This is a genomic window from Mycolicibacterium austroafricanum (genome assembly GCF_902705885.1).
Lineage (GTDB): Bacteria > Actinomycetota > Actinomycetes > Mycobacteriales > Mycobacteriaceae > Mycobacterium > Mycobacterium vanbaalenii_A.
Genome location: NZ_CACSIP010000026.1, coordinates 37709 through 60039 on the forward strand (window position 1 = coordinate 37709; position 22331 = coordinate 60039).

Here is a 22331-nt window from a genome sequence, read left to right on the forward strand (position 1 = left end):
GTCAGCCCGCGGATCGGCTGGCGCGTTTGGCCTCGCGCAGGCCGACCCAGAACTTCGCGGCCTCTCGGATCGATTCCTCCACCGGCCTCGGCTGCCAGCCCAGTTCACGTCTGGCCTTGCTGCAGTCGACCAGCGCCTCGGCACGCATCAGACGCAGCGAACCCAGCGACAGGCGTTCATCGGTACCCGTCAGCCGGGCCTTCGCGCTGCCCAGTGCCGCCATCGCGTAGGACAGTGCCAGCGGCATCGTCCTCGTCGGCGCGGCGACGCCGGCAGCCTCGGCGGCAATCCGCACCACCTCGGCATTGGAGATCATCTTCTCCGAGATCAGATAGCGTTCGCCGACGCGTCCCTTCTCCGCGGCGAGCAGCATCGCCTGCGCGGCATCGTCGACACCGACCGCCTCGAGTTCGATTCCGCTCATCACGAACGGCAGCTTTCCGAAGGCGGCACCGGCGATGATCGCGCCGTGCGGGGTGCGACCCCAGTCAGCGCCGCCGTAGGTCGTGGACACACACATCGCCACGCCGGGCAGGCCGTGGTTCCGCGCGTAGTCCATCACCAGGTTCTCGGCCTGCACCCGTGATCGGACGTAGGGCGTCAGCCTGGCGTCGGCGGCCTCGGAGATGGTGTCGGCCTCGGTGGCCACGTGCCCGCGCCGCCGCCCGACGGTGACGTAGCTGCTGGTGAACACGAACTTGCGCAGACCTTCCGCGACGCCGGGTTCCACAGCGATGTCGAGAACGTTGCGCGTGCCCTCGACGTTGGTGTGGAACAGCGGTGCGGGATCCCGCAACCAGCCGCGGGTGTCGACGACGCAGTAGTAGACGTCGGCACAGCCGGTCATCGCCTCGCGCAGCACGGCATCGTCCCAGATGTCACCGACGAAGCGCGTCACCTCCAGGTCGTCGATGCCGATCGTGTTGGCGCCCTCGCGCACCATCACCCGGACGTCCCTGCCGTCGGCGACCAGCCGGCGGGTGACGTGGCTGCCGAGGTAGCCGTTGGCGCCGATCACCAGGACCGGGGCGGCGGGAGACGATCCGGTCACCGCGCCACCTTGGCCATCCACTCGGCGGCGACATCGGGCAGGGTGCCGAGTTCCTGAGCCTTCTTGCACCACTTCAGCGTCGCCGCGACGAACCGCAGCGGGTTGTAGACGTCCTCCTGGCGACACCATTTGCCGTCGCCGGCGTAGGTGACGATGGAGATGTTGGTGGCGCTGATGATGGTGCCGTCGCCGGGGTCACGCATCGGGTTGTCGAGTTCGCAGATGACACGTCCGGACGCCTCGTCGTAGACCTTCCAGCGCGATGGGAACGACGTCATGTAGCTGCCCGGGAAGGTCTCCATCGTGTCCCAGATCCAGGGTCGCACCTCGTCGTGGCCGCGCATGGTGCCCGCCGCGTGCTCGATGTAGAGAACGTCGTCGGTGTACTGGTCAACCCATGGATCCCAGTCCCGGGTGTGCGCCGCGCGGTCGACTGTCTGCTCGAAACCCGCGAACGCTTGGATGAGCTCGTCTCGGGTGAAAGTGTTGCCCGTCACATCAGAAATAGAACACGTTCTACTGCCGGTTGTCGAGGCGGCTCAGGCGACGGCGCTCAATACCCGGCGGGAACCGAGCCTAGCGACGCTACCGCCGACCAGGATTAAAACCGCAGCACAGAGGGTTATACCGGCACGATGACACAGCGATACAACAAGAACCCGGCCGCCGTCGACGCGTTGTCCCCCGAGCAGTACCGGGTCACTCAGCGCAACGGCACCGAGCGGCCCTTCACCGGTGAGTACTGGGACAACCACGAGCCGGGCATCTATGTCGACGTCGTATCGGGCGAACCGCTGTTCGCGTCGACGGACAAATTCGACAGCGGCTCGGGGTGGCCGAGTTTCACCCGACCGATCCAGGGCGCCGACATCGTGGAGAAGCGTGACTTCAAGCTCCTGATGCCCCGCACCGAGGTGCGTTCCGGGCACGCCGACAGCCACCTCGGGCACGTGTTCAAGGACGGTCCACGCGCCCAGGGCGGCCTGCGTTACTGCATCAACTCGGCCGCCTTGCGCTTCATCCACCTCGACGACCTCGACGCGCAGGGGTATGCAGAGTACAAGAGACTTTTTTCGAAGGAGGATTCTCGATGAGCGATCACAAACGTGCCGTGTTGGCCGGTGGCTGTTTCTGGGGGATGCAGGATCTTATCCGCAAGCAGCCGGGGGTGGTGTCCACCCGGGTGGGCTACACCGGCGGTAAGAACGACCACCCGACCTACCACAACCACCCCGGCCACGCCGAGGCCATCGAAATCGTCTACGACCCGGAGCAGACCGACTACCGGGCGCTGCTGGAGTTCTTCTTCCAGATCCACGATCCCACCACCAAGGATCGGCAGGGCAACGACGTCGGAACCAGCTACCGCTCCGAGATCTTCTACGTCGACGACGAACAGCGGCAGGTCGCGCAAGACACCATCGCCGACGTGGACGCTTCGGGCCTGTGGCCCGGCAAGGTGGTCACGGCGGTCAGCCCGGCGCCGGATTTCTGGGAGGCCGAACCCGAACACCAGGACTACCTGGAGCGTTATCCCAGCGGCTACACCTGCCACTTCCCGCGCCCGGGATGGAAGCTGCCCAAACGCGCCGAGGTCTGATCCGCTAGGCGCGGCGGTGCATCACGACGCGGCCGCCGTCCGCGGGGGTGTAGGCCACTCCGCGGGAGTGCGCCTTCTCTCCCGGGGCGGTGGTGGTCTCGATGGTGAAGTGCCGCAGCACCGTCCGCAGCACGACGTCCATCTCGACGTTGGCGAACGCCGCCCCCACGCAACGGCGGGTACCTCCCCCGAACGGGATGTGGGAGAAGGTGTTCGGCCGCTGGCCGACGAAGCGCTGCGGGTCGAAACGGTCGGGGTCGGTGAACTCCTGGCTGCGATGGTGCACCCGGTCGATCGCGACGACGATCGAAAACCCCTGTGGGATCACCCATTCCCCGAGCTGGAAGGTCGGCGCGTAGACGTGCCTGCCTGCGAAGTCGATGACGGTGCGGGACCGCTGGATCTCCAGGATGGTGGCCTGCCGGTACTCGTTGCCGTCGGTGTCGGCCTCGGCGGCCAACCGGGCCAGCACCTGCGGGTGGCGGCTGATCCGTTCGAACGCCCAACCCAGTGTGGCAGCGGTGGTTTCGTGACCGGCGGCCAGCAGCGTCAGCAGTTCGTCGCCGATGTCCTGGCGCGACATCGTCGAGCCGTCCTCATAGGTGCTGCGAAGCAGCAGCGCAAGGACATCGTCACGGTCCTCGAGGTGCGGGTCGGCCTGCACCGCGTCGATGAGCCTGCCGATCACCTCGTCGTACCGCCGTCGGTAGGCCGCCAGGCGGCCCCACGGACTGAACCGTCCGTAGGTGCGCCGCGGCGTCGGCAGCACGGCCAGGCGCGAACCGAGCGTGACCCACGGCGGGATGATGCGCCGGAGCTCGTCCAGATGCGCGCCGTCGGCACCGAACACCGCCCGCAGGATGGCGTTCAGCGTGATCCGCATCATCGGCTCGAGCGTCTCGAACGCCTGCCCCTCGGGCCAGTCGGCGGCCTCGCGCAGCGTCTCCTCTTCGAAGATCGTCTCGTAGTTCTTGATGCTCTTGCCGTGGAAGGGCGGTGTGAGCAGCTTGCGCCGGCGGCGATGGTCCGTGCCGTCGAGGGCGAACACCGAACCCGACCCCAGCACCCTCGACAGGTTTGGCTGGATGTTTCCGACGTCGTCGGTGTTGGCCATGAACAACTGCTTGGCCAGTGCCGGGTCGGTGACGATCACGGTCCGCCCGAAGACGGGCAGCGTGAGCGTGAAGACGTCACCGCACCGGCGAACGATCTGGGCCACCGTCCAATTCCGGGAGACCGAGAAGCCGGCTCCCTGAAGGAACTTCGGGATCGGCGGGCTGGGCGGGAGCCGCACCGGCAGCGGTGCAGCAGCCTCCGAAGCCGGCGGGAGTGGCGTGATGATGGTCGCTTCGCTCATCGGGTTCTCCCGCTCGATCGATCTGGTACTGCGGTGTACCGCGGTCATGTCCGGTACGGTACCGCTTGGTACCACGGCGGCGCAAGGGTGCCGGGAGGGCGGTTGTGATGACCTCTCCTGTCCTCGCGTCGAACGCCGAGCGGCTGCTCGACGGACTCGCCGCCTCGATCGGGGAACGCGGCTACCGTGACACCACGGTCGCCGACATCGTGCGCCACGCGAGGACCTCCAAGCGCACGTTCTACGAGCAGTTCGCCGGCAAGCAGGAGTGTCTGATCGAGTTGCTCCGCAGGAACAACGCGGACCTGATCAGCACCATCGAGGCCGCGGTGGACCCCGAGGAGGACTGGCGGGTGCAGATCCGTCAGGCGGTGAGCGCCTACGTCGCCCACATCGAAGCCCGGCCCGCGGTCACGTTGAGCTGGATCCGGGAAGCCCCTGCGCTGGGAGCCGCGGCACAGCCACTGCACCGACAGGCGATGGATCACCTCACCGACATGCTGGTCACCCTCACCGGCAGCGCTGGATTCCGCCGGGCCGGACTGACCCCGGTCTCCGGCCCGATGGCCCTGATCTTGCTCGGTGGACTGCGGGAGCTCACCGCGCTTCACGTCGAGGACGGCGGGGACGTGCGCCGCATCGCCGGACCCGCCGTGGCGGCCGCGTCGGCGCTGCTCGGCGCCGGCTGAGCCGGCGTCAGCCCAGCATCAGGCGCGCCGACTTCTCCAGCCTGCGGGCGATCTCCTGGTAGGACGCGTAGCCCATGCCGGCCCGCACCAACGCGCCGGAGTAGAGCATCTCCAGGGAGTCGATGACGTCGGGATCGGTGTCGGGCCCCAACGCTGCGGCGAGCCGCTCGCGGATGTCACGCCCGATCCGCAGCCGGAGAGCCTCGACGTCGGGGTCCTTGCCGAGCAGCGCCGTGGTCACCGCGCCCGCGAACTCGGGCTCGTCGGCCACCAGCATCGAGATGTGGCCGAGAACGTCGATCACCTTGGCGGCGCGATCGCCCCCCTCACGGTCGGTGCGCGGCGAACTCGCCAGCCGGCGCCAGAAGACCTCGGCCACCAGATGTTCTTTGGACGAGAAGTAGGTGTATGCGGTCGCGGCTCCGACACCGGCCTCGGCGGCCACCCGCCGCACGGTCAACCCGGCGAACCCCTCACGACTGAGCAACTCCAGTGCCGCGCGGCCCAACCGGTCCACGGTGTCGGCCTGCCTGGCCGTCAGCCGGCGCCGAGTCGACTCCAGAGCCGGATCGGACACATGTCCGGACGCTACTACAACTACACCGGTGTCGCCAGGCACCGGTGCGGCTTCCGCTGCCGGCAACGGTTAGGTTGAACCACGATGAACCACTCCGACACCGCGCTCCCCGCCGACGCCGCCGCCCTGTTCGACCTTGCCGACAGGGTCACCGGATTCATGCCCGCCGACGAGGGCCGGGCGCTCTACGACACCGCCGTGGATTACCTCGGGGACGGCATCGGGGTCGAGATCGGTACCTACTGCGGCAAGTCCACGGTGCTGCTCGGCGCGGCCGCCAGACAGACCGGCGGCCTTGTCTACACCGTCGACCACCATCACGGATCGGAGGAACACCAGCCCGGCTGGGAGTACCACGACACGACCATGGTCGACCCGGTCACCGGGTTGTTCGACACCCTCCCGACGCTGCGCCACGCCCTGGACGCCGCCGACCTCTACGAGCACATCGTCGCGATCGTCGGGCGCTCGCCGGTGGTCGCCCGGGGCTGGCAGACTCCGTTACGGCTGTTGTTCATCGACGGTGGGCACACCGAGGAGGCGGCGCGCCGGGATTTCGACGGCTGGGCCCGATGGGTCGACACCGGTGGCGCGCTGGTGATCCACGACGTCTTCCCCGATCCGGCACAGGGTGGTCAGGCACCGTTCCACATCTACCGCCGTGCCCTGGACACCGGGGAGTTCCGCGAAGTCCGGGAGATCGGTTCGATGCGGGTGCTCGAGCGGGTGTCCGGGTCGGCTGGCGCCCTCGGAGAGGGCTAGAACTCGCCGGCACTCGGCGCGGGTTAGCGCTCGCTGGTCGCGCACTCGCAGTCGTATTCGCCCTCCAGGCCCCTCGGAAGATCAGTGGCGCGGAAGATGCCGCTGCCGGGCGTGGTCGACGACAGGGCGTCGGCGGCGAGGATGACCGCTGCACCGGTCCAGGTGGTGCGCTCCACCGGCCAGCGCTTGCCGTCGGCGTAGACCAACCCGGTCCAGTAGGACCCGTCACCCTCACGCAGGTGATGCATGGCCGCGAACTGTTCGTGCGCCCGCTCCCGTTCGCCGATGGCCTCCAACGCCAGCACCAGCTCACAGGTCTCGGCGCCGGTGACCCACGGGCGGTCGTCGACACAGCGGATCCCGAGACCCGGCACGACGAAGTCGTCCCAACGCTCGTCGATGCGCGCGAGTGCCCGCGACCCGCGCAACGCGCCGCCGAGCACCGGGTAGTACCACTCCATCGACCAGCGGTCCTTGGCGACGAACCCGCCGGGATGCTCGACGATCGCGTGACCGAGGCGGCCGACCGCGACCTCCCACTCCGGCTGCGGGGCGTCGAGGTAATCGGCCAGCGCCAACGCGCACCGGATGCTGTGGTGAATGCTGGCGCAACCGGTCAGCAGCGCCTCGGCGGTGGCGCCGGAAGGGCCTCGGCCCCAGGCGATCTCACCGGTGCTGAACTGGAGTTCGAGGACGAAGTCGATGGCCTTGGCCACCACCGGCCACATCGCCTCGGCGAACCGCCGGTCGTCGGTGACCAGCACATGGTGCCAGACCCCGGTCGCGATGTATGCACAGAAGTTGCTGTCACTGTTGGGATCCTCGACGACACCGGCACGCAGTTGGATCGGCCAGCTACCGTCGGGCCGCTGCGTCCGGCGTGACCATTCGAATGCCGCGCGCGCCGGTTCGAGCAGACCCGCCACCGTCAGCGCCATCGCGTTCTCGACGTGGTCCCACGGGTCGGTGTGGCCGCCGACCGACCACGGGATGGCCCCACTCGGCTCCTGTGTCGCGGCTATCGACTCGGCGGTCTGCCGGCACTGGCCAGGCGTGAATACGCCTGGCAAACCTGGGATCTCAGACATCGACTGCGTCGGGCTTACGGAAGTAGAGCGCGACGCTCTTTCCGATCAGCGGGTTCAGCGCCGACTCGGCGGCGCGGGTCAGCCAGGGGCGGCTCATCATGTCCCACACCAGTAGCTTGTGGTAAGCGCCGACCACCGGGTTGCCGGTCTTCTCGGTGCCCACAGCACATTTGAGCCACCAGTACGGCGCATGCAGGGCGTGGGCATGATGAGTATGGGTCAACCGCAGACCGTGCGCGAGGACCTTGTCGCGCAACTCGTCGGCGCGGTAGATGCGGATGTGCCCGCCCTCGTTGGCGTGGTAGGAGTCCGACAGCGCCCAGCAGATTCGTTCCGGCAGGTAGCGCGGCACCGTGATCGCCAGGGCGCCACCGGGCTTGAGGACGCGCACGAGTTGCGCGATCGCCTGATCATCGTTGGGGACGTGCTCGAGGATCTCCGAGGCGATGACACAATCGAAGGTGCCGTCGTCGTAGGGAAGTTCGAGCGCGTCGCCCTTGACCGCCTCACCTTTGGCCGAAGCCGGCGCCTCACCCTGTTCCTGCATCGCCTGCAGGATCTCGTCGACGTCGTTGAGATCGGAGGCGCTCTGGTCGAAGCCGATCACGTCGGCGCCGCGGCGGAACGCCTCGAAGGTGTGGCGACCCGCGCCGCAACCGACGTCGATCACCTTGGTCCCGGCGCCGACCCCAAGACGATCGAAGTCCACGGTCAGCACGTCGCAACCCTTTCGCATGCCCGCTGGTAGACCGCGACGGTCTGCGCGGCAACCGATTCCCAGCTGAACACCTCGAGCGCGCGGCGTCGACCGTTGTCACCGAGCCTGCGCAGCTCCAGCGGCGAGTCCAGCAGTTCGCCGAGCACGTTCGTCAGCTCGTCGACGTCGGCGGGCCTCACCAGCCGGGCGCATTCGCCGTCGGATCCGACCACCTCGGGCAGGGCGCCGGCCCGGCTGGCGACGATCGGGGTGCCGCTGGCCATCGCCTCCACGGCCGGAAGCGAGAAACCCTCGTAAAGCGAAGGGATGCAAGCGACTTCGGCGGAGGCCAACAGGCTCGCCAGCTCGGAATCGCTGAGCCCGCTCGAGCTGTGCACGATGTCGGAGATACCCAGTTCGGCGATCAGCTTCTCGGTGGGGCCGTTCGGCTCCAGTTTCGCCACGAGCTGGAGTTCGAGATCCCGCTCGATGCGCAACCGGGCGACGGCATGCAGCAGGTGGCTGACACCCTTGAGCGGCACGTCGGCACTGGCGATGGCGATGATGCGGTTGCGGACCCGCTGCTGTGCGGGCTTGAACAGCTCGGTGTCCACGCCGAGCGGCACGACGTGGAGTTGGTCGGCGTCCACGGCGAAGTCCTCGGCGATGTCGGCGGCCGACGTCGTCGAGACGGTGAGCAGTTCGGGGATCTGACGTGCCACGATCTTCTGCATCTCGGCGAAGCCGTACCACCGGCGAACCAGCGGTTTGCGCCACCACTTCGCCGCGGCCACGTCGAGCACCCGGTCCCGGGTGATCGGGTGGTGGACCGTGGCGACCACGGGAAGGCCCGATGCCGCGATCGTCAGCAAGCCGGTGCCCAGGCACTGGTTGTCGTGGACGACGTCGAACTCGTCGCGGCGCTCGGCCAGCAGCCTCGCGGCGCGCATGCTGAAGGTCTTGGGTTCCGGGAATCCGGCGGTCCAGGTGGTGAGCAACTCCTGCAGGTCGATCCGGGTCTTGATCTCGTTGGGCATCGGGATCCGGAACGGGTCCGGCTCCCGGTAGAGGTCGAGGCTGGGCACCTTGGTCAGACGCACCCGCGGGTCGAGCACCTCGGGGTAGGGCTGGCCGGAGAAGACTTCGACATCGTGGCCGAGCTCGACCAGCCCGCGGCTCAGGTGCCGGACATAAACACCCTGACCGCCGCAGTGGGTCTTGCTCCGGTAGGACAGTAAGGCAATGCGCATGCTCAGCTCACACGCCCTGCACGGTGCGCACGCACACCGATGGTCCAGGTGATATCGCCGCTCTGAGCTGGCCGAATCGTATGCAGCAAGTAACCCGAACCCTCCTGGACATGTGTCCAGACTATAGTTTGATGTGCTAGCTGACGCAACGCGACTGCTAGCTCTGACTACCACAGACGCCGCCGGGCGTCCTCTTCAGCCTCTCCGCCGACCCCCGGCTACCGCGGCGGGAACCCGCCCGTCGCGACCGGCCCCCACCGCTGCGGGGTGACCCTGATCAGGCACTTGTGTTGATCGATCATGGCCTGGCGGTACTCCTGCCAGTCCGGGTGCTCCCCCGCCACCGAGCGGAAGTACTCGACGAGGCCTTCGACGGCGTCCGGCGTATCGAGCACCTCAGCGCGACCGTCGACCTGCACGCAAGGCCCGTCAAAATCGTCGGACAACACCACCACGCTCGCGCGGGGACGGCGCCGGATGTTGGCCGACTTCGCTCGCTGCGGATAGGACGCGACGACGATGCGCCCCTGGGCGTCCACCCCGCCGGTCACCGGCGAACTCTGCAGCGATTCCCCGGCCCGGAACGTCGTCAGCACCATCCGGTGCCTGGGCCTGATGAACTCCAGCAGTTCGGGCAGTGTGACCACGTCGGCGGTGGCGAACTTCCTGGCCATGGTGCCAACTGTATTCGACGTGTCGGAGCGCGTCGCTATCGTGTCGAACATGAGTTCGAAAGATGAAATACTGACCGCGCTCGACGCCGCGGATGTCGCCTGGCAGGCGCTCACCGCGCTGCCGATCCACACCCTTCGCCCCGCCGATCAGCGCGCCGTGCTGATCCGGCTCGAGGCAATGGACAAGAAGTTGGCCGCCCTGCAGCACCGGCTGCTCGGGAGCATGGTGGCCGGCCCCACGCCGGTCGAGTTCGCCGGCGCTCCATGGGCCGAGGTGCTGGCCCGCCGGCTACGGATCTCCGTCGGGGAGGCGCAACGACGCATCGCCGACGCAGCTGAGCCACGGTCCGCCTGACACCGGAGCAGCCGAACGCGGTGAACCGCCTTTACGATCTGACCCATCACCGTCATCGGGGGTGGGATGGCCGGGTTCGACAGTCCCGGGGGGTCGCCGAATGGCGGCGCTATGGCAAGGTGCCGTTCGCAGCCGGTCTGGGCTATTCCATGGGCCGTGTCGATGCCCGATGCGACCGACACATCGAGCAGCGTGGATGGTTCTACGCTGGGCTGACCATGTACATCCCGCCGAAGTTCGCGGTGCCGGAGGCCGACGCCCGCGCGGCGCTGGCCCGGGCAGGCTTCGCCCATCTCGTCACCCATACGGGCGACGGCATGCTGGTCACCCCGTTGCCGCTGCTCTACGACCCCGGCCGGCACTCGCTGATCGGGCATGTCGCACGCGCCAACCCGCACTGGCAGGCAGCGGAGGCCGACTCGGTCGCCCTCTTCTCTGGTCCGCAGGCCTATGTCTCGCCCAGCTACTACGCCACCAAGCAGGAGACCGGCAAGGTGGTGCCGACGTGGAACTACGAACTCCTTGCCGTCCACGGGCAGCTGATCGCACATGAGGACCCGACGTGGCTGCGCGACCTGGTGACACAGCTGACCAACCGCCACGAACAGGGCCGCGCCGAACCCTGGCAGGTCACCGATGCCCCCGAGACCTATCTCCGCGGTCAACTCCAGCGCATCGTCGGCGTCGAGCTGACGATCACGTCGGTGGAGGCCAAACGCAAAATGTCGCAGAACCAACCCGAACGCAACCGCGCAGGCGTCGTCGCCGGCCTGAAAGCGTCCGCCAGATCGGCCGATCACGCAGTGGCAGAACGCGTCTCGGACCTGGGCAGCACGACAGCGAAAGGCCTCGGGTAGCCCAGACCTTCGAGCTGCGCCCGCCGCACCGCGTCCAGACCGACCGTCCGCACCTCACCCGAGGACGGTTCGTAGCAGCGCAGCGTCCCGGCGGTGGCGCCGACGACCAGCACCCAGTGCCGCGGGAGCCACCGCCCGACCAGCATCGGCACCGGCAACTCGGAGCGGACCGCGTCGAGGACGTCGTCGAGCCGGTCGCGCCTACCCCACCACATCCGCCACCGGTAACGCAGTGCTCGACCGCGGGAGCGGCACGTCAGCGCCCGAGCCATCGCCATCGGCGTGGTCCCCAGCGCGCGCGGCCACACCCGGTTGACCAGCGCGTGCACCCGCAGCTGTTCCTGCGCGAACCACGCCCGGTCGAACCCGGAGCCCGACAGGTGTGAGCGGTACGCCGGGTCCAGCAACGCCCCGGCGACGACGGCCACGGTAGGCCCGCACGTCCGGCCGTCGCGCTGCCGCAACCGCAGCGCGGCGATCCTCACCCCGCACCGCCGGCCTCGTGGGGCTCCGCGTAGGTCCACCGGCGGCCGGTGGCGCACCCGATCAGCGCCTCGCGGTCCTCGAATCGCTCGGCCGTTCTGGCCAGGTTGTCGCTGATCGTGGCGTCCAGCAGGGGCGGCTCTGCGATTCCGGACGAGTGCGACAACATCGGCCGGCTTCCCTCCACCGTGGATTTCTCGCTCGGGCTGGGTACTGCACCCAGCGTAGGCCGGATGAAAGTGGGGTTGGTCAGAATGCTCGGTTGTTCGCTGCGGTGTTCGCAGCTGGTGCTCGTCCATCTGGGGTGTCCATGACGTTTGATCTCACGCCCACGGCGGCACAGCACGACCTGGCCCGGCGCGCCCACGAGTTCGCCGAGCAGGTGGTTCGTCCGGTCGCCGCAGACTACGACCAGCGCCAGGAGTTCCCGTGGCCCGTGCTGGAAGAAGCGGCGAGACAAGGGTTCTACAGCCCGTTGTTCTACCGCGACCTGATCGGGGATCCGACCGGGCTGTCACTGCCGATGTTCATGGAGGAGTTGTTCTGGGGGTGTGCGGGGATCGGACTGGCCGTCGTGATGCCGGCCCTCGCCCTCTCGGCCATCGGCCAGGCGGCCTCGCCCGATCAGATGCTGCAGTGGGCGCCGGAATGTTTCGGCACCCCCGGCGACCTGAAGCTGGCGGCGCTGGCGATCTCCGAACCCGAGGGCGGCAGCGACGTCCGCAACCTGCGCACCACAGCGCGCCGCGATGGCGACGACTGGATCATCGACGGGCACAAGATGTGGATCGGCAACGGCGGCATCGCCGACGTCCACGTGGTCAACGCCGTCGTCGATCAGGAGCTGGGGCACCGCGGCCAGGCGTTGTTCATCGTCCCCGGCGGCTCCCCGGGCCTGGACATGGTGCGCAAGCTGGACAAAGTCGGCTGTCGCGCCTCGCACACCGCCGAACTGCGGTTCAACAGGGTCCGGGTGCCCGCGGACCATCTGCTCGGTGGCCAGGAGAAGCTCGATCGCAAACTGGCCCGCGCCCGCGAAGCCGTCGAGGGCGCCAGACATTCCGGCTCGGCCACCATGGGCACCTTCGAGCAAACCCGGCCGATGGTCGCCGCACAAGCCCTCGGCATCGCCAGGGCGGCGCTGGAGTACGCCACCGAGTACGCCAACCGACGCGAGGCGTTCGGCGCACCGATCATCGACAACCAGGGGATCTCGTTCCCGCTGGCCGACCTCGCGACCACCATCGACGCGGCGAGGTTGCTGACGTGGCGGGCTTCATGGATGGCCGCCACCGGTGTGCCGTTCGAGCGGGGCGAGGGGTCGATGGCCAAGCTGGCCGCCAGTGAGGTGGCGGTCCGCACCACCGAGCGGGCCATCCAGACGATGGGCGGATGGGGTTACATCAAGGACCACCCCGTCGAGAAGTGGTACCGGGACGCCAAGCTCTACACCATCTTCGAGGGAACCAGCGAGATCCAGCGCATCGTGATCTCCAACGCGCTGGGCGCCGCCGACGGGAAACCGCCGATGCACTTCGACCTCGAGCCGACCGGCGGACCGTTGAATCGGGCCTTCGGCAGGGGAACCCCGACGCGCACCCGGGTCGCGAACTCCGCACTGACGATGAAGGACCGGATTCCGGGCCCCGTGATGAACATGGCGATGAAGGTGCTGCGCCCGCCCCGCAAATAGCCAGATACCCGATACCCCTGGTTTCACCCTGGCGATTTCTGGCAACATTACTCGCGAGTCACATAACAGTCCGAGACTGCGGGTGGGGATGACAATGGAGTTCTCTCGAATGGCGGCGTCGTTGCTGGCCCAGGGCGACGAGGGCGGCGGAACAGCGCTCAACGAGATCATCGGTCTGTCCGCCGCCGGGGCGGTGGTCACGGCGGTACTGCTGTGGATCGGCTACCTGCACCGCAATCACAAGATCACCTGGCTGACCTCGCTGGCGGACTGGTCGGGACGCCGGTTCAAGCGCCCGCCCTGGGTGGCGCTGCCGATCGCGATGTTCGTCTCCTCGATCATCTGCGCGCTGTTCGGGTTCATCTGGGACGTCAGCCTGCACATCGGAAACGGCCGGGACGACGGCGCACTGGCCAACCCGGCGCACTACTTCATCCTGATCGGCCTGTTCGGGATCTTCGTCGCCGGCTGCACCGCGATGGTGCTGCCGGTGGGCGAAGAAGCCAAGCCCGGACCGTCCGCGGTCCGCATCACCGACGACTGGCACGCCCCGGTAGGCGGCATCGTGATGGCCGGATGCGGGCTGTACGCGCTGATGGGTTTCCCGCTCGACGACGTCTGGCACCGCATCTTCGGCCAGGACGTCACGCTGTGGGGACCGACCCACCTGATGATGATCGGCGGCGCAGGGTTCTCGACGCTGGCCGCGCTGTACCTGGAACGTGAGGGGCGGCGGGTCCGGCCGGAGGACGCCCCGCGCGACGGCGTCGGCCTGAAGTTCGTCCAGTATCTCGCATTCGCCGGCGTGCTCATCGGAGCGTCGGTCTACCAGATCGAATTCGACTTCGGCGTGCCGCAGTTCCGCCAGGTCTTCCAGCCGATGCTGATCGCCGCCGCGGCGGCGTTGGCGCTGGTGGCCGCGCGGATCTTCATGGGCCGCGGCGCTGCCCTGATCGCGGCGCTGATCGCCGTCGGACTGCGCGGGCTGGTCGCGCTGGCGGTGGCGCCGGTGCTGGACGCGCCGGTCAACTGGTTCCCGCTCTATCTCGGCGGCGCGGTCGTCGTCGAACTCCTGGCGTTGACGCCGCTTCTCAAACGTCCGGTCGTCTTCGGCCTGGTGGCCGGTCTGGGTATCGCGACGGTGGGCCTGTGGCTGGAATCGCTGTGGATCAACGCCGTGTACCCGTTGCCGTGGCCGTCGAGCATCTGGCCGGAGGCACTGGCGATGTCGGTCCCGGTGGCTGTCCTCGTCGGTGGTTGCGGCGCCTTGGTCGGCATGGTGCTGTGTGGGCAGCGCCTGCCACGCCGCGCGATCGGCGTGGGCCTGGTGGCCTTGACCGTCGTCGCCATCGGCGCGGCGACCGCCAACGGCCTGCGTTACGACATGCCGCAGAACGCGACCGCCCAGGTCACCCTGACCGAGGCACCCGCGGTCGACGGTCAGCGCTATGTGACCGCCGACGTGCGACTCACACCCCCGGACGTCGTGAGCGACGATCCCAACTGGGTGACGGTGCTGGGCTGGCAGGGCGGCCTGCAGAATCAGCGCGGTCAGTTCGTCGACAACCTCGAGCAGGTCGGCCCCGGCCACTACGTCTCCACCGAGCCCATGCCGGTGTCGGGAACGTGGAAGACACTGCTGCGCGTGCACGACGGCCGGACGCTGGCGGCGGTGCCGATCTTCCTCGCCGGCGATCCGGGTATCGGCGCCGAGGAAGTTCCCGCCGAAGCGCAGTTCACCCGGCCGTTCGTCTCGGAGATCACCATCCTGCAGCGGGAGCGCAGCCCCGACATCCCGGAGTCACTGTGGCTGATCGGATGCCTGATCGTGCTGGCCTGCACGCTGGCCATGGTCGCGGGAGTGACCTGGGGCGGCGGCCGGATCAACAACAACGAACCCAGCGGCAGTGACGCGGAACTGCAGCCGTCAGCGCAGTCATGACCTCCGGCGCCGACATCAACATCCTGGCCGACCATCCGATCTGGATCGCGGTGCCGGCGTTCGCACCCGCCATCGTGGTGGCCGGCGTGGTCGTCTACATCGCAGTCAAGAACCGACAGAAGAAGGACAATCCCGACCGTGACAGCGCGTGACAGGGTCCTGGCCATGACGGTCGCAGCCGTGGTGACGCTCTCCGGATGCGGCGGCAGCGGTGGTGAGGGCACGGCCGCGCCGGGCACCACCGCGTCGGCCAATCCGACGGCCGCCACGGCCGGCCCGACCGAAAACGCCGACGCCGCACAGCCGACACCGCTGGTCATCGACATCGTGATCGAGGGCGGCGACGTCACCCCCACCAATGTGGCCCGCGAGGCCGCGGTGGGACAACCGATCGAGCTGCGGGTCGACAGCGACAGCGCCGACGAACTGCACGTGCACTCGACGCCGGAGCACACCTTCGACGTCGGGGTCGGCCCCGACCAGTCGTACCGGTTCACCGTCGAGATGCCCGGCCGCGTCGACGTCGAACTGCACCAGCTGCACAAGACGGTCGCGACCATCCAGGTGCGATGACGTCAGATCCGTCAGTCGCCGTGCTCGCGCACGGCCTCGGCGGTTCCGCCGACCTGCCGATCCCGTACACCTACGCGCTCGTCGGCGCCGCCTGGGCGCTGACCTTCACCTTCGCCGTCGTTGCGGTGGCATGGAAGAACCCGCGTTTCGACCCCGAGAAGCCGGGCAGGGCGCTGCCGGGCTGGCTGACCACCGCGGTGGACGCGCCGGCCGCCCGCTGGGTGGTCGCCGGGGTGGCGCTGGTGCTGACCGGCTGGGTGGCGATGGCCGCGTTCCTCGGCCCGTCCGGCGCCGAGAACCCGTTGCCAGGGGTGTTCTATGTGCTGCTCTGGGTGGGGCTGCCCGCGCTGTCGCTGCTGATCGGCCCGGTGTGGCGGGTGATCTCGCCGGTGCGGGCCGTCGCCCGGCTCACCGGTGGCCGCACCCTGGGTGGTGTCTACCCGCCGGCGCTGGGGTACTGGCCCGCGGCGGCCGGCCTGTTCGCGTTCGTCTGGCTCGAACTCGCCAGCCCCGACCCCGGCTCGGTGGGCGCGATCCGCACCTGGCTGCTGATCTATCTCGGGCTGACGCTGGCGGGGACCCTGTGGTGCGGGGCCCGGTGGAGTGCGCGGGCCGATCCGTTCGAGGTCTACAGCGTCGCCGCGTCGCGACTGTCGCCGTTGCGCCGCGACGGCGCGGGTCGCATCGTGGTCGGCAACCCGTTCGACCATCTGCTGACGATGCCGGTGCGCCCCGGAACCGTGGCGGTGCTGTCGGTGCTGCTGGGTTCCACGGCGTTCGACAGTTTCTCGGCCATGCCCCGGTGGCGGGCGTTCGTCGACTCCGCCACCTCGTCGGCGGTGACGGCGACGATGCTGCGCACCGCCGGCCTGCTGCTGTTCGCCGGGGTGGTGGCCGCCACGTTCTGGCTGGCGGCGCGCTGCACCGGTGGGGTCGATGCGCAGCGGCGCCGGGAGCTTCCCGGCCTGATGGCGCACTCGCTGATCCCGATCGTGCTCGGCTATGTCTTCGCCCACTACCTGACCTATCTGGTGGAACGCGGCCAGGAGACGATCATCCGCCTCGCCGATCCGCTGGACCGGGGGTGGAACGTGCTGTGGCTGTCTCAGGCCGAGGTCAGCTACGTGCTGTCGATGCATCCGGCGGTGCTGGCCACCCTCAAGGTCGGGTTCGTGGTGGCCGGCCACATCGCCGGGGTGATCGCCGCACACGACAGGGCGCTGGCGCTGCTGCCGGAGCGGCACCGGTTGACCGGGCAGTTGGCGATGATGCTGGTGATGGTCGGGTACACGTTCACCGGCCTGTATCTGTTGTTCGGCGGGTGAGATCGCCCGGGTCCGGACGTACCGTGGGGACATGAAGCAGTCACATCAGGCGCTGATCATCGTCGACGTGCAGAACGACTTCTGCGAGGGCGGCTCACTGGCGGTCACCGGCGGCGCGGCGGTGGCGCGCGGCATCAACGAACTGCTCGCGGCGGATCCCGGTTACGACCATGTGGTCGCCACCAAGGACTTCCACATCGATCCGGGCGACCACTTCTCCGAAACCCCCGACTTCGTGTCGTCGTGGCCCCGGCACTGTGTGGTCGCCACTCCGGGCACCGAGTTCCACCCCGACCTCGACATCGGCCCGGTGGAAGCGGTGTTCAGAAAGGGCCATCACTCGGCCGCCTACAGCGGGTTCGAGGGTGTCGACGACGACGGGACGACGCTGGCCGACTGGTTGCGTGGACGTGACGTCGACACCGTCGACATCGTCGGCATCGCCACTGACCACTGCGTGAAAGCCACCGCCGCCGACGCGGTGGCCGCCGGGTTCAGCACCAGGGTGTTGTTGGACCTCACTGCGGGGGTGTCCCCTGCGACCACCGCGGAGGCTGTGCAGGCATTACGCGCCGCCGGTGTGACGGTCGCCGGCTAGGTGAGAGTGGCCACACCGGCTGCGCCCAGAGTTTGCAGAGTCGGATAAACGGGCAGTTCAGCGGGTACGTGCCAACGCTTCGCCCCAGGTCCGAGCGGTTCGCCGCATGTTCCCGACCTGGGCACACCGTATTGTCGCCTTGATCGTCCCCGTCCGCCAGAAGAAGAGTGCCCCTTGACCCAAGTCTCCAACCCCAATGCCGTCCCCCAGGAAATCTGGCGCGGCAAGGCCTATCCGCTCGGGGCGACCTACGACGGCTCCGGCACCAACTTCGCGTTGTTCAGCGAGGTCGCCGAGCGCGTCGAGTTGTGCCTGTTCGACGCGGACGGGGCCGAGACCAGGATGACCCTGCCGGAGGTGGACGCGTTCGTCTGGCACGGGTTCCTGCCCAACATCGAACCCGGCCAGCGCTACGGCTACCGCGTGCACGGTCCGCACGATCCCGACGCCGGCCACCGGTGTAACCCGAACAAGCTGCTGCTGGACCCGTATGCGAAGGCGATCGACGGCAACTTCGTCTGGAACCAGTCGTTGTTCGGCTACAACTTCGGCGACGAGGACAGCCGCAACGACGACGACTCCGCGGCGAGCATGCCCAAGTCGGTGGTGATCAACCCGTACTTCGACTGGGGTGTGGACCGCCCGCCCAAGCACGAGTACGCCGACACCATCATCTACGAGGCGCACGTCAAGGGGCTCACCGAGACCCATCCCGACATCCCCGAGCAGATGCGCGGTACCTACGCAGCCGTGGCACACCCGGCGATCATCGAGCACCTCCAGGAGATGGGCATCACCGCGATCGAACTGATGCCGGTGCACCATTTCGCCAACGACTCCACGCTGATCGACAAGGGGCTGTCGAACTACTGGGGTTACAACACCATCGGGTTCTTCGCCCCCGACTCGAAATACAGCAGCAGCGGCACCCCCGGCGGTCAGGTGCAGGAGTTCAAGGCGATGGTGCGCAGCCTGCACGAAGCTGGGATCGAGGTGATCCTCGACGTGGTCTACAACCACACCGCTGAGGGCAACCACCTGGGCCCAACGGTCTCGATGCGGGGCATCGACAACGCGGCCTACTACCGGTTGGTGGAGGACGACAAGCGCTACTACATGGACTACACCGGCACCGGGAACAGTCTGAACGTCGGCCACCCGCATTCGCTGCAGCTGATCATGGATTCGCTGCGGTACTGGGTGACCGAGATGCACGTCGACGGGTTCCGGTTCGATCTGGCGTCGACGCTGGCCAGGGAGTTCTATGACGTCGACAAGCTGTCGACGTTCTTCGAACTGGTGCAACAGGATCCGACCGTCAGCCAGGTCAAGTTGATCGCCGAACCGTGGGACGTCGGCCCCGGTGGCTATCAGGTCGGGAACTTCCCGCCGCAGTGGACGGAGTGGAACGGCAAGTACCGCGACACCGTGCGCGACTTCTGGCGCGGTGAGCCCGCCACGCTCGACGAGTTCGCCTACCGGCTGACCGGCTCGGCGGACCTCTACGAGAACACCGCGCGGCGTCCGGTGGCGTCGATCAACTTCGTCATCGCCCACGACGGGTTCACGCTGCGGGACCTGGTGTCCTACAACGAGAAACACAACGAGGCCAACGGCGAGGACAACAACGACGGTGAGAGCCACAACCGGTCCTGGAACTGCGGTGTCGAGGGCCCCACTGAAGATAGCGAAGTCAACGCGTTGCGGGCACGGCAGGAACGCAATTTCCTGACCACGCTGCTGTTGTCGCAGGGTGTTCCGATGATCTGCCATGGCGACGAACTCGGACGGACGCAGGGCGGCAACAACAACGGGTACTGCCAGGACAACGAGACCACCTGGATCGACTGGGCCAATGCCGACGCCGACCTGCTCGAGTTCACCAGGTCGGTGTCGGCCCTGCGCGCCGCGCACCCGGTCTTCCGGCGGCGCCGGTTCTTCAGCGGGAAGCCGGTGGGCCGGCGCGGCCAGGCCGGCCTGCCGGACATCGCGTGGTTCACCCCGGACGGTACGGAGATGACCGGCGAGGACTGGGGTTCGGGCTTCGCCAAGTCGCTGGCGGTCTACCTCAACGGCCACGGCATACCCGACCCGGACACCCGCGGGCAGCGGATCGTCGACGATTCGTTCGTGCTGTGTTTCAACGCTCACTACGAGCCGATCAAGTTCAAGCTGCCGCCGAAGAAGTTCGCAGCGTCGTGGCAGGTCGTGGTCGACACCGCGGCTGCCCCCGGCGCCGAGCCCAAACCGGTTGGCAAGACGGTGTCGGTCGAGGCCAGAGCGGTGCTGGTGCTGCGCGCGCCGGTAGAGTGACGCCGAATCCCCCGACGATCCCGAAAGGCACCTGAAAGCCGTTGCGCGCCACGGCGCTTAGTGGCCCGAGTTCAGCTGTTTTCCCGACGCCGTGTGTTAGCTTGAAAGTGCTGTTGCAACCGTGGCCGCCGAGTTGGCATCGGTAGTTTCAGATTGCCACCGGCCGGGCGGGCCGGGTGTAGGAGCCGAAGAGCGGCGGCGTCCTACCCGGCGGCCACGGTTGCCAGCCTGCACGGCCCGCCGTGGTCGCCAGCCTGCACGGCCCGCCGTGGTCGCCAGCCTGCACGGCCCGCCGTGGTCGCCAGCCTGCACGGCCCGCCGTGGTGTCCCACACTGGAGTCATGTTCTCAGTAGCGGATCGGTCAGTCCTGGTCACTGGGGGAAGTAAGGGAATCGGCCTCGGCATCGCCTCGGTGTTCGCCACGGCCGGCGCGCACGTGGCGATCGCGGCTCGCTCGCAGTCGGACCTGGACTCCGCGGTCACCCAACTCGACGACCTCGGCGAAGGCCGGGTGATCGGCGTCCGCGCCGACGTGTCCGACCGTGACTCCTGCACCGCGATGGCGGCGGCGGTGGTGGACGCGTTCGGCGGGATCGATGTGCTGTGCGCCAACGCCGGCATCTTCCCCGAGGCGCCGCTGAAGACGATGACACCCGCGCAGTTGTCGGAAGTTCTCGACGTCAACGTCAAGGGCAACGTGTACAGCGTGCAGGCGTGCCTGGACGCGCTGATCGCCTCTGGACGTGGCCGCATCGTGCTGACCTCGTCGATCACCGGTCCGATCACCGGATTCCCCGGTTGGACGCACTACGGCGCGTCGAAGGCCGCGCAACTGGGGTTCATGAGGACCGCCGCGATCGAGTTGGCGCCGCACAAGATCACGGTCAACGCCGTGCTGCCGGGCAACATCCTGACCGAGGGCCTGCAGGACCTGGGCGAGGACTACCTGGCCGGGATGGCGAAGGCGATACCGGCGGGGGCACTCGGCACCCCCGCTGACATCGGTTACACGGCGGTGTTCCTGGCCAGCGACGAAGCGGGTTACCTCACCGGCCAGTCGATCGCGGTCGACGGCGGGCAGGTGCTGCCCGAGTCTCCGGACGCGGTCACGCCTTGAGGATGCGCTCGATCGACCGCATCGGGATAGGCAGCCAGGACGGGCGGAAGCGCGCCTCGTAGGCCGCCTCGTACACCGCCTTGTCCAGTTCGTAGGCGGCGAGCACCTGACCTGAATCCCGCGGATCCGCTCCGGCCACCGCGGCGTAACCGTCGCAGAACGCCGCACTGTTGCGCGCCACCCAGTCCCGCGCCCGGTCGGGGTCGACCGCCACGTCGGCCGAATCCTGATGGGCGGCGTACTCGAAGGACCGCAGCACCCCGGCGACGTCGCGCAATGCCGAATCCGGCCGTCGGCGTTCGTCGAGCGGTTGGCCCGGTTCACCCTCGAAGTCGATCAGCAGCCACCGCTGCGGCGTCCGAAGCACCTGGCCCAGATGCAGGTCGCCGTGCACCCGCTGGACCGGGATCGTCTCGTCGGCGAGCAAGCGGTAGCGCTCCTCGATCAGCGGCAGGTGGTCCTGCAGCGCGGGCGCCGCCAGCGCCGCCGAGCGCAACCGCTGCAACGACGTCTCGACGGGGAAAGGCGCCGATGACGTGCCCAGCTGCTCGGCGAGCGTCGCGTGCACCGACGCGACGGCCTCGCCGAGCGCCCGGGACTCGACGGCGAAGTCGGCCGCTTCCCGGCCTGCGTACAGGCTGCGGGTGTTGGCCGTGGCCATGTCCCAGCCCTCGGTGCTGTTCGCCGCGAACTCCGTCACCATGCCGAGGGCGCACGGCTCTGATCCTGTTGCGTCCCAAGATGTCTCGTACGATCCGAGCAGCCGCGCGACATGCGGGTTGCCCGCCCGGGCCAGCACCCGGTTCAGCTCGATGTCGGGGTTGATCCCGGGGGTGATCCGGCGGAACAGCTTGAGCACCGCCCGGTCGCCGAAGATGACGCTGGTGTTGCTCTGCTCGGCCCCCGACGCCCGTGGTGTCGCGTCCAGCGGCAGCGTGACGTCGGGTTCCCTGCCGAAGCGCAGCTGCCCCACGACGGCCGACGCGTCGATCAGCGCCAACAGACGGTGTGCGGCGTCCGGGTCGTAGAGGGCGTCGTAGCCGCGGTGGTGGCCGTCCGGACCCGGGGCCGTTCCGATGGTCGCGACCTCGCGGTACCTGTCCTCGGGAGCACTGTCCCACCGCACCAGCACCTGATAGCGCTCGGCGGAGCCGTCGGTGTAGGTGGCGTCGAGGAGCACGAACTCGAGGTCGTCACCCAGCGGGGCGACCACCGCAGGCTCGACCGACGCCAGTTCCCGGCTGCGGCCGGCGTACCAGCGCTGGTGTCGCATCCAATCGCCGAACGGCAGTGTCATCTCCGGGGTCATGTCCGATCTCCTGCCGGCAT

Annotated in this window: 25 protein-coding genes; 14 read left to right on the forward strand and 11 right to left on the reverse strand. The window is 68.3% G+C overall.

Going from position 1 to position 22331, the window contains the following annotated elements; translation table 11 throughout:
- Position 1 precedes the first annotated feature (1 nt).
- Together BEMPMBAN_RS18090 and BEMPMBAN_RS18095 are read right to left on the reverse strand one after the other, a co-directional pair.
- Positions 2-1051 (reverse strand): NAD-dependent epimerase/dehydratase family protein, encoded by a 1050-nt coding sequence (locus tag BEMPMBAN_RS18090; RefSeq protein ID WP_159232582.1) that lies wholly within the window; start codon positions 1049-1051, stop codon positions 2-4.
- Positions 1048-1548, reverse strand: coding sequence for a nuclear transport factor 2 family protein (locus BEMPMBAN_RS18095; RefSeq protein ID WP_159232584.1), 501 nt, complete (start codon positions 1546-1548; stop codon positions 1048-1050). The genes BEMPMBAN_RS18090 and BEMPMBAN_RS18095 overlap by 4 nt, the downstream gene beginning before the upstream one ends.
- A 138-nt stretch (positions 1549-1686) precedes the next feature.
- Here BEMPMBAN_RS18095 and msrB point away from each other — a divergent pair, with 138 nt between their 5' ends.
- Positions 1687-2145 carry a peptide-methionine (R)-S-oxide reductase MsrB gene (gene msrB / locus BEMPMBAN_RS18100; protein WP_159232586.1) on the forward strand — a complete coding sequence of 153 codons (459 nt, stop codon included), beginning with the start codon at positions 1687-1689 and terminating at the stop codon, positions 2143-2145.
- Positions 2142-2651 carry a peptide-methionine (S)-S-oxide reductase MsrA gene (gene msrA, locus BEMPMBAN_RS18105; protein ID WP_159232589.1) on the forward strand — a complete coding sequence of 170 codons (510 nt, stop codon included), beginning with the start codon at positions 2142-2144 and terminating at the stop codon, positions 2649-2651. The genes msrB and msrA overlap by 4 nt, the downstream gene beginning before the upstream one ends.
- A 4-nt stretch (positions 2652-2655) precedes the next feature.
- Here msrA and BEMPMBAN_RS18110 read toward each other — a convergent pair whose 3' ends face one another.
- On the reverse strand, positions 2656-4008 hold the full coding sequence (locus BEMPMBAN_RS18110) for a cytochrome P450 (RefSeq protein WP_159232680.1): 1353 nt from the start codon (positions 4006-4008) through the stop codon (positions 2656-2658).
- Between the two features lie 107 nt (positions 4009-4115).
- On the opposite strand from BEMPMBAN_RS18110, the gene BEMPMBAN_RS18115 reads away from it, so the two are divergent.
- On the forward strand, positions 4116-4697 hold the full coding sequence (locus BEMPMBAN_RS18115) for a TetR/AcrR family transcriptional regulator (protein WP_159232591.1): 582 nt from the start codon (positions 4116-4118) through the stop codon (positions 4695-4697).
- A 7-nt stretch (positions 4698-4704) separates the two neighbouring features.
- Here BEMPMBAN_RS18115 and BEMPMBAN_RS18120 read toward each other — a convergent pair whose 3' ends face one another.
- Positions 4705-5274 carry a TetR/AcrR family transcriptional regulator gene (locus tag BEMPMBAN_RS18120; RefSeq protein ID WP_159232593.1) on the reverse strand — a complete coding sequence of 190 codons (570 nt, stop codon included), beginning with the start codon at positions 5272-5274 and terminating at the stop codon, positions 4705-4707.
- A gap of 84 nt (positions 5275-5358) precedes the next feature.
- Between BEMPMBAN_RS18120 and BEMPMBAN_RS18125 the strand changes: the two genes are divergently transcribed.
- Positions 5359-6036: a class I SAM-dependent methyltransferase gene (locus BEMPMBAN_RS18125; RefSeq protein ID WP_159232595.1), complete on the forward strand. Its 678-nt coding sequence runs from the start codon at positions 5359-5361 to the stop codon at positions 6034-6036.
- Positions 6037-6059: 23 nt separating this feature from the next.
- On the opposite strand, the gene mmpH is transcribed toward BEMPMBAN_RS18125, so the two are convergent.
- The 4 genes from mmpH to BEMPMBAN_RS18145 form a co-directional block, all read right to left on the reverse strand.
- Positions 6060-7124 (reverse strand): MMP endo-(1,4)-3-O-methyl-alpha-D-mannosidase, encoded by a 1065-nt coding sequence (mmpH, locus tag BEMPMBAN_RS18130; protein ID WP_159232597.1) that lies wholly within the window; start codon positions 7122-7124, stop codon positions 6060-6062.
- A complete protein-coding gene (locus BEMPMBAN_RS18135; RefSeq protein WP_159232599.1) occupies positions 7117-7842 on the reverse strand; it encodes a class I SAM-dependent methyltransferase in 726 nt (241 codons plus the stop codon). The genes mmpH and BEMPMBAN_RS18135 overlap by 8 nt, the downstream gene beginning before the upstream one ends.
- Complete coding sequence (gene manT / locus BEMPMBAN_RS18140) at positions 7836-9071, reverse strand: MMP alpha-(1->4)-mannosyltransferase (RefSeq protein WP_159232601.1); 1236 nt, start codon at positions 9069-9071, stop codon at positions 7836-7838. The genes BEMPMBAN_RS18135 and manT overlap by 7 nt, the downstream gene beginning before the upstream one ends.
- A gap of 218 nt (positions 9072-9289) precedes the next feature.
- Positions 9290-9745, reverse strand: a complete 456-nt coding sequence (locus tag BEMPMBAN_RS18145) for a PPOX class F420-dependent oxidoreductase (RefSeq protein WP_159232603.1) — start codon at positions 9743-9745, stop codon at positions 9290-9292.
- A 49-nt stretch (positions 9746-9794) separates the two neighbouring features.
- Between BEMPMBAN_RS18145 and BEMPMBAN_RS18150 the strand changes: the two genes are divergently transcribed.
- Positions 9795-10100: a DUF222 domain-containing protein gene (locus tag BEMPMBAN_RS18150; protein WP_159232605.1), complete on the forward strand. Its 306-nt coding sequence runs from the start codon at positions 9795-9797 to the stop codon at positions 10098-10100.
- Positions 10101-10318: 218 nt separating this feature from the next.
- On the forward strand, positions 10319-10957 hold the full coding sequence (locus BEMPMBAN_RS18155) for an FMN-binding negative transcriptional regulator (RefSeq protein WP_159232681.1): 639 nt from the start codon (positions 10319-10321) through the stop codon (positions 10955-10957).
- On the opposite strand, the gene BEMPMBAN_RS18160 is transcribed toward BEMPMBAN_RS18155, so the two are convergent.
- Both BEMPMBAN_RS18160 and BEMPMBAN_RS18165 read right to left on the reverse strand, forming a co-directional pair.
- Entirely contained in the window at positions 10897-11442 is a 546-nt protein-coding gene (locus BEMPMBAN_RS18160) for a hypothetical protein (RefSeq protein WP_159232607.1), read from the reverse strand. The genes BEMPMBAN_RS18155 and BEMPMBAN_RS18160 overlap by 61 nt on opposite strands.
- Positions 11439-11609, reverse strand: coding sequence for a hypothetical protein (locus tag BEMPMBAN_RS18165; protein WP_159232609.1), 171 nt, complete (start codon positions 11607-11609; stop codon positions 11439-11441). Before BEMPMBAN_RS18165 ends, BEMPMBAN_RS18160 begins: the two co-directional genes overlap by 4 nt.
- Before the next feature lie 141 nt (positions 11610-11750).
- Between BEMPMBAN_RS18165 and BEMPMBAN_RS18170 the strand changes: the two genes are divergently transcribed.
- From BEMPMBAN_RS18170 to fabG, 8 genes are all read left to right on the forward strand, one after another.
- Complete coding sequence (locus tag BEMPMBAN_RS18170) at positions 11751-13133, forward strand: acyl-CoA dehydrogenase family protein (protein ID WP_159232610.1); 1383 nt, start codon at positions 11751-11753, stop codon at positions 13131-13133.
- 94 nt (positions 13134-13227) lie between these two features.
- Positions 13228-15075: a hypothetical protein gene (locus BEMPMBAN_RS18175; protein WP_159232612.1), complete on the forward strand. Its 1848-nt coding sequence runs from the start codon at positions 13228-13230 to the stop codon at positions 15073-15075.
- Positions 15072-15227: a hypothetical protein gene (locus BEMPMBAN_RS18180; RefSeq protein WP_200846029.1), complete on the forward strand. Its 156-nt coding sequence runs from the start codon at positions 15072-15074 to the stop codon at positions 15225-15227. Before BEMPMBAN_RS18175 ends, BEMPMBAN_RS18180 begins: the two co-directional genes overlap by 4 nt.
- Before the next feature lie 13 nt (positions 15228-15240).
- Positions 15241-15648, forward strand: a complete 408-nt coding sequence (locus BEMPMBAN_RS18185; RefSeq protein ID WP_159232614.1) for a hypothetical protein — start codon at positions 15241-15243, stop codon at positions 15646-15648.
- A complete protein-coding gene (locus tag BEMPMBAN_RS18190; protein ID WP_159232617.1) occupies positions 15645-16973 on the forward strand; it encodes a hypothetical protein in 1329 nt (442 codons plus the stop codon). The genes BEMPMBAN_RS18185 and BEMPMBAN_RS18190 overlap by 4 nt, the downstream gene beginning before the upstream one ends.
- A 31-nt stretch (positions 16974-17004) precedes the next feature.
- Complete coding sequence (locus BEMPMBAN_RS18195; RefSeq protein WP_159232618.1) at positions 17005-17571, forward strand: isochorismatase family protein; 567 nt, start codon at positions 17005-17007, stop codon at positions 17569-17571.
- 174 nt (positions 17572-17745) lie between these two features.
- Positions 17746-19884: a glycogen debranching protein GlgX gene (gene glgX, locus BEMPMBAN_RS18200; RefSeq protein WP_159232620.1), complete on the forward strand. Its 2139-nt coding sequence runs from the start codon at positions 17746-17748 to the stop codon at positions 19882-19884.
- A gap of 341 nt (positions 19885-20225) precedes the next feature.
- Positions 20226-21002, forward strand: a complete 777-nt coding sequence (gene fabG / locus BEMPMBAN_RS18205; RefSeq protein WP_159232622.1) for a 3-oxoacyl-ACP reductase FabG — start codon at positions 20226-20228, stop codon at positions 21000-21002.
- Here the strand turns inward: fabG and BEMPMBAN_RS18210 are convergent.
- Positions 20992-22299: a maltokinase N-terminal cap-like domain-containing protein gene (locus tag BEMPMBAN_RS18210; protein WP_159232682.1), complete on the reverse strand. Its 1308-nt coding sequence runs from the start codon at positions 22297-22299 to the stop codon at positions 20992-20994. The genes fabG and BEMPMBAN_RS18210 overlap by 11 nt on opposite strands.
- Between the last annotated feature and the right edge of the window lie 32 nt (positions 22300-22331).

What these genes read in the sequence shown, in the direction of transcription:
- BEMPMBAN_RS18195 (WP_159232618.1), top strand. Translation starts at nt 17,005, where the DNA reads ATGAAGCAGTCACATCAGGCGCTGATCATCGTCGACGTGCAGAACGAC.
- fabG (WP_159232622.1), top strand. Translation starts at nt 20,226, where the DNA reads ATGTTCTCAGTAGCGGATCGGTCAGTCCTGGTCACTGGGGGAAGTAAG.
- msrB (WP_159232586.1), top strand. Translation starts at nt 1,687, where the DNA reads ATGACACAGCGATACAACAAGAACCCGGCCGCCGTCGACGCGTTGTCC.
- BEMPMBAN_RS18210 (WP_159232682.1), bottom strand. Translation starts at nt 22,299, where the DNA reads ATGACACTGCCGTTCGGCGATTGGATGCGACACCAGCGCTGGTACGCC.
- BEMPMBAN_RS18145 (WP_159232603.1), bottom strand. Translation starts at nt 9,745, where the DNA reads ATGGCCAGGAAGTTCGCCACCGCCGACGTGGTCACACTGCCCGAACTG.
- BEMPMBAN_RS18155 (WP_159232681.1), top strand. Translation starts at nt 10,319, where the DNA reads ATGTACATCCCGCCGAAGTTCGCGGTGCCGGAGGCCGACGCCCGCGCG.
- BEMPMBAN_RS18190 (WP_159232617.1), top strand. Translation starts at nt 15,645, where the DNA reads ATGACGTCAGATCCGTCAGTCGCCGTGCTCGCGCACGGCCTCGGCGGT.
- BEMPMBAN_RS18150 (WP_159232605.1), top strand. Translation starts at nt 9,795, where the DNA reads ATGAGTTCGAAAGATGAAATACTGACCGCGCTCGACGCCGCGGATGTC.
- BEMPMBAN_RS18170 (WP_159232610.1), top strand. Translation starts at nt 11,751, where the DNA reads ATGACGTTTGATCTCACGCCCACGGCGGCACAGCACGACCTGGCCCGG.
- BEMPMBAN_RS18185 (WP_159232614.1), top strand. Translation starts at nt 15,241, where the DNA reads ATGACGGTCGCAGCCGTGGTGACGCTCTCCGGATGCGGCGGCAGCGGT.
- mmpH (WP_159232597.1), bottom strand. Translation starts at nt 7,124, where the DNA reads ATGTCTGAGATCCCAGGTTTGCCAGGCGTATTCACGCCTGGCCAGTGC.
- manT (WP_159232601.1), bottom strand. Translation starts at nt 9,071, where the DNA reads ATGCGCATTGCCTTACTGTCCTACCGGAGCAAGACCCACTGCGGCGGT.
- msrA (WP_159232589.1), top strand. Translation starts at nt 2,142, where the DNA reads ATGAGCGATCACAAACGTGCCGTGTTGGCCGGTGGCTGTTTCTGGGGG.
- BEMPMBAN_RS18180 (WP_200846029.1), top strand. Translation starts at nt 15,072, where the DNA reads ATGACCTCCGGCGCCGACATCAACATCCTGGCCGACCATCCGATCTGG.
- BEMPMBAN_RS18175 (WP_159232612.1), top strand. Translation starts at nt 13,228, where the DNA reads ATGGAGTTCTCTCGAATGGCGGCGTCGTTGCTGGCCCAGGGCGACGAG.
- BEMPMBAN_RS18110 (WP_159232680.1), bottom strand. Translation starts at nt 4,008, where the DNA reads ATGAGCGAAGCGACCATCATCACGCCACTCCCGCCGGCTTCGGAGGCT.
- BEMPMBAN_RS18115 (WP_159232591.1), top strand. Translation starts at nt 4,116, where the DNA reads ATGACCTCTCCTGTCCTCGCGTCGAACGCCGAGCGGCTGCTCGACGGA.
- BEMPMBAN_RS18125 (WP_159232595.1), top strand. Translation starts at nt 5,359, where the DNA reads ATGAACCACTCCGACACCGCGCTCCCCGCCGACGCCGCCGCCCTGTTC.
- BEMPMBAN_RS18165 (WP_159232609.1), bottom strand. Translation starts at nt 11,609, where the DNA reads ATGTTGTCGCACTCGTCCGGAATCGCAGAGCCGCCCCTGCTGGACGCC.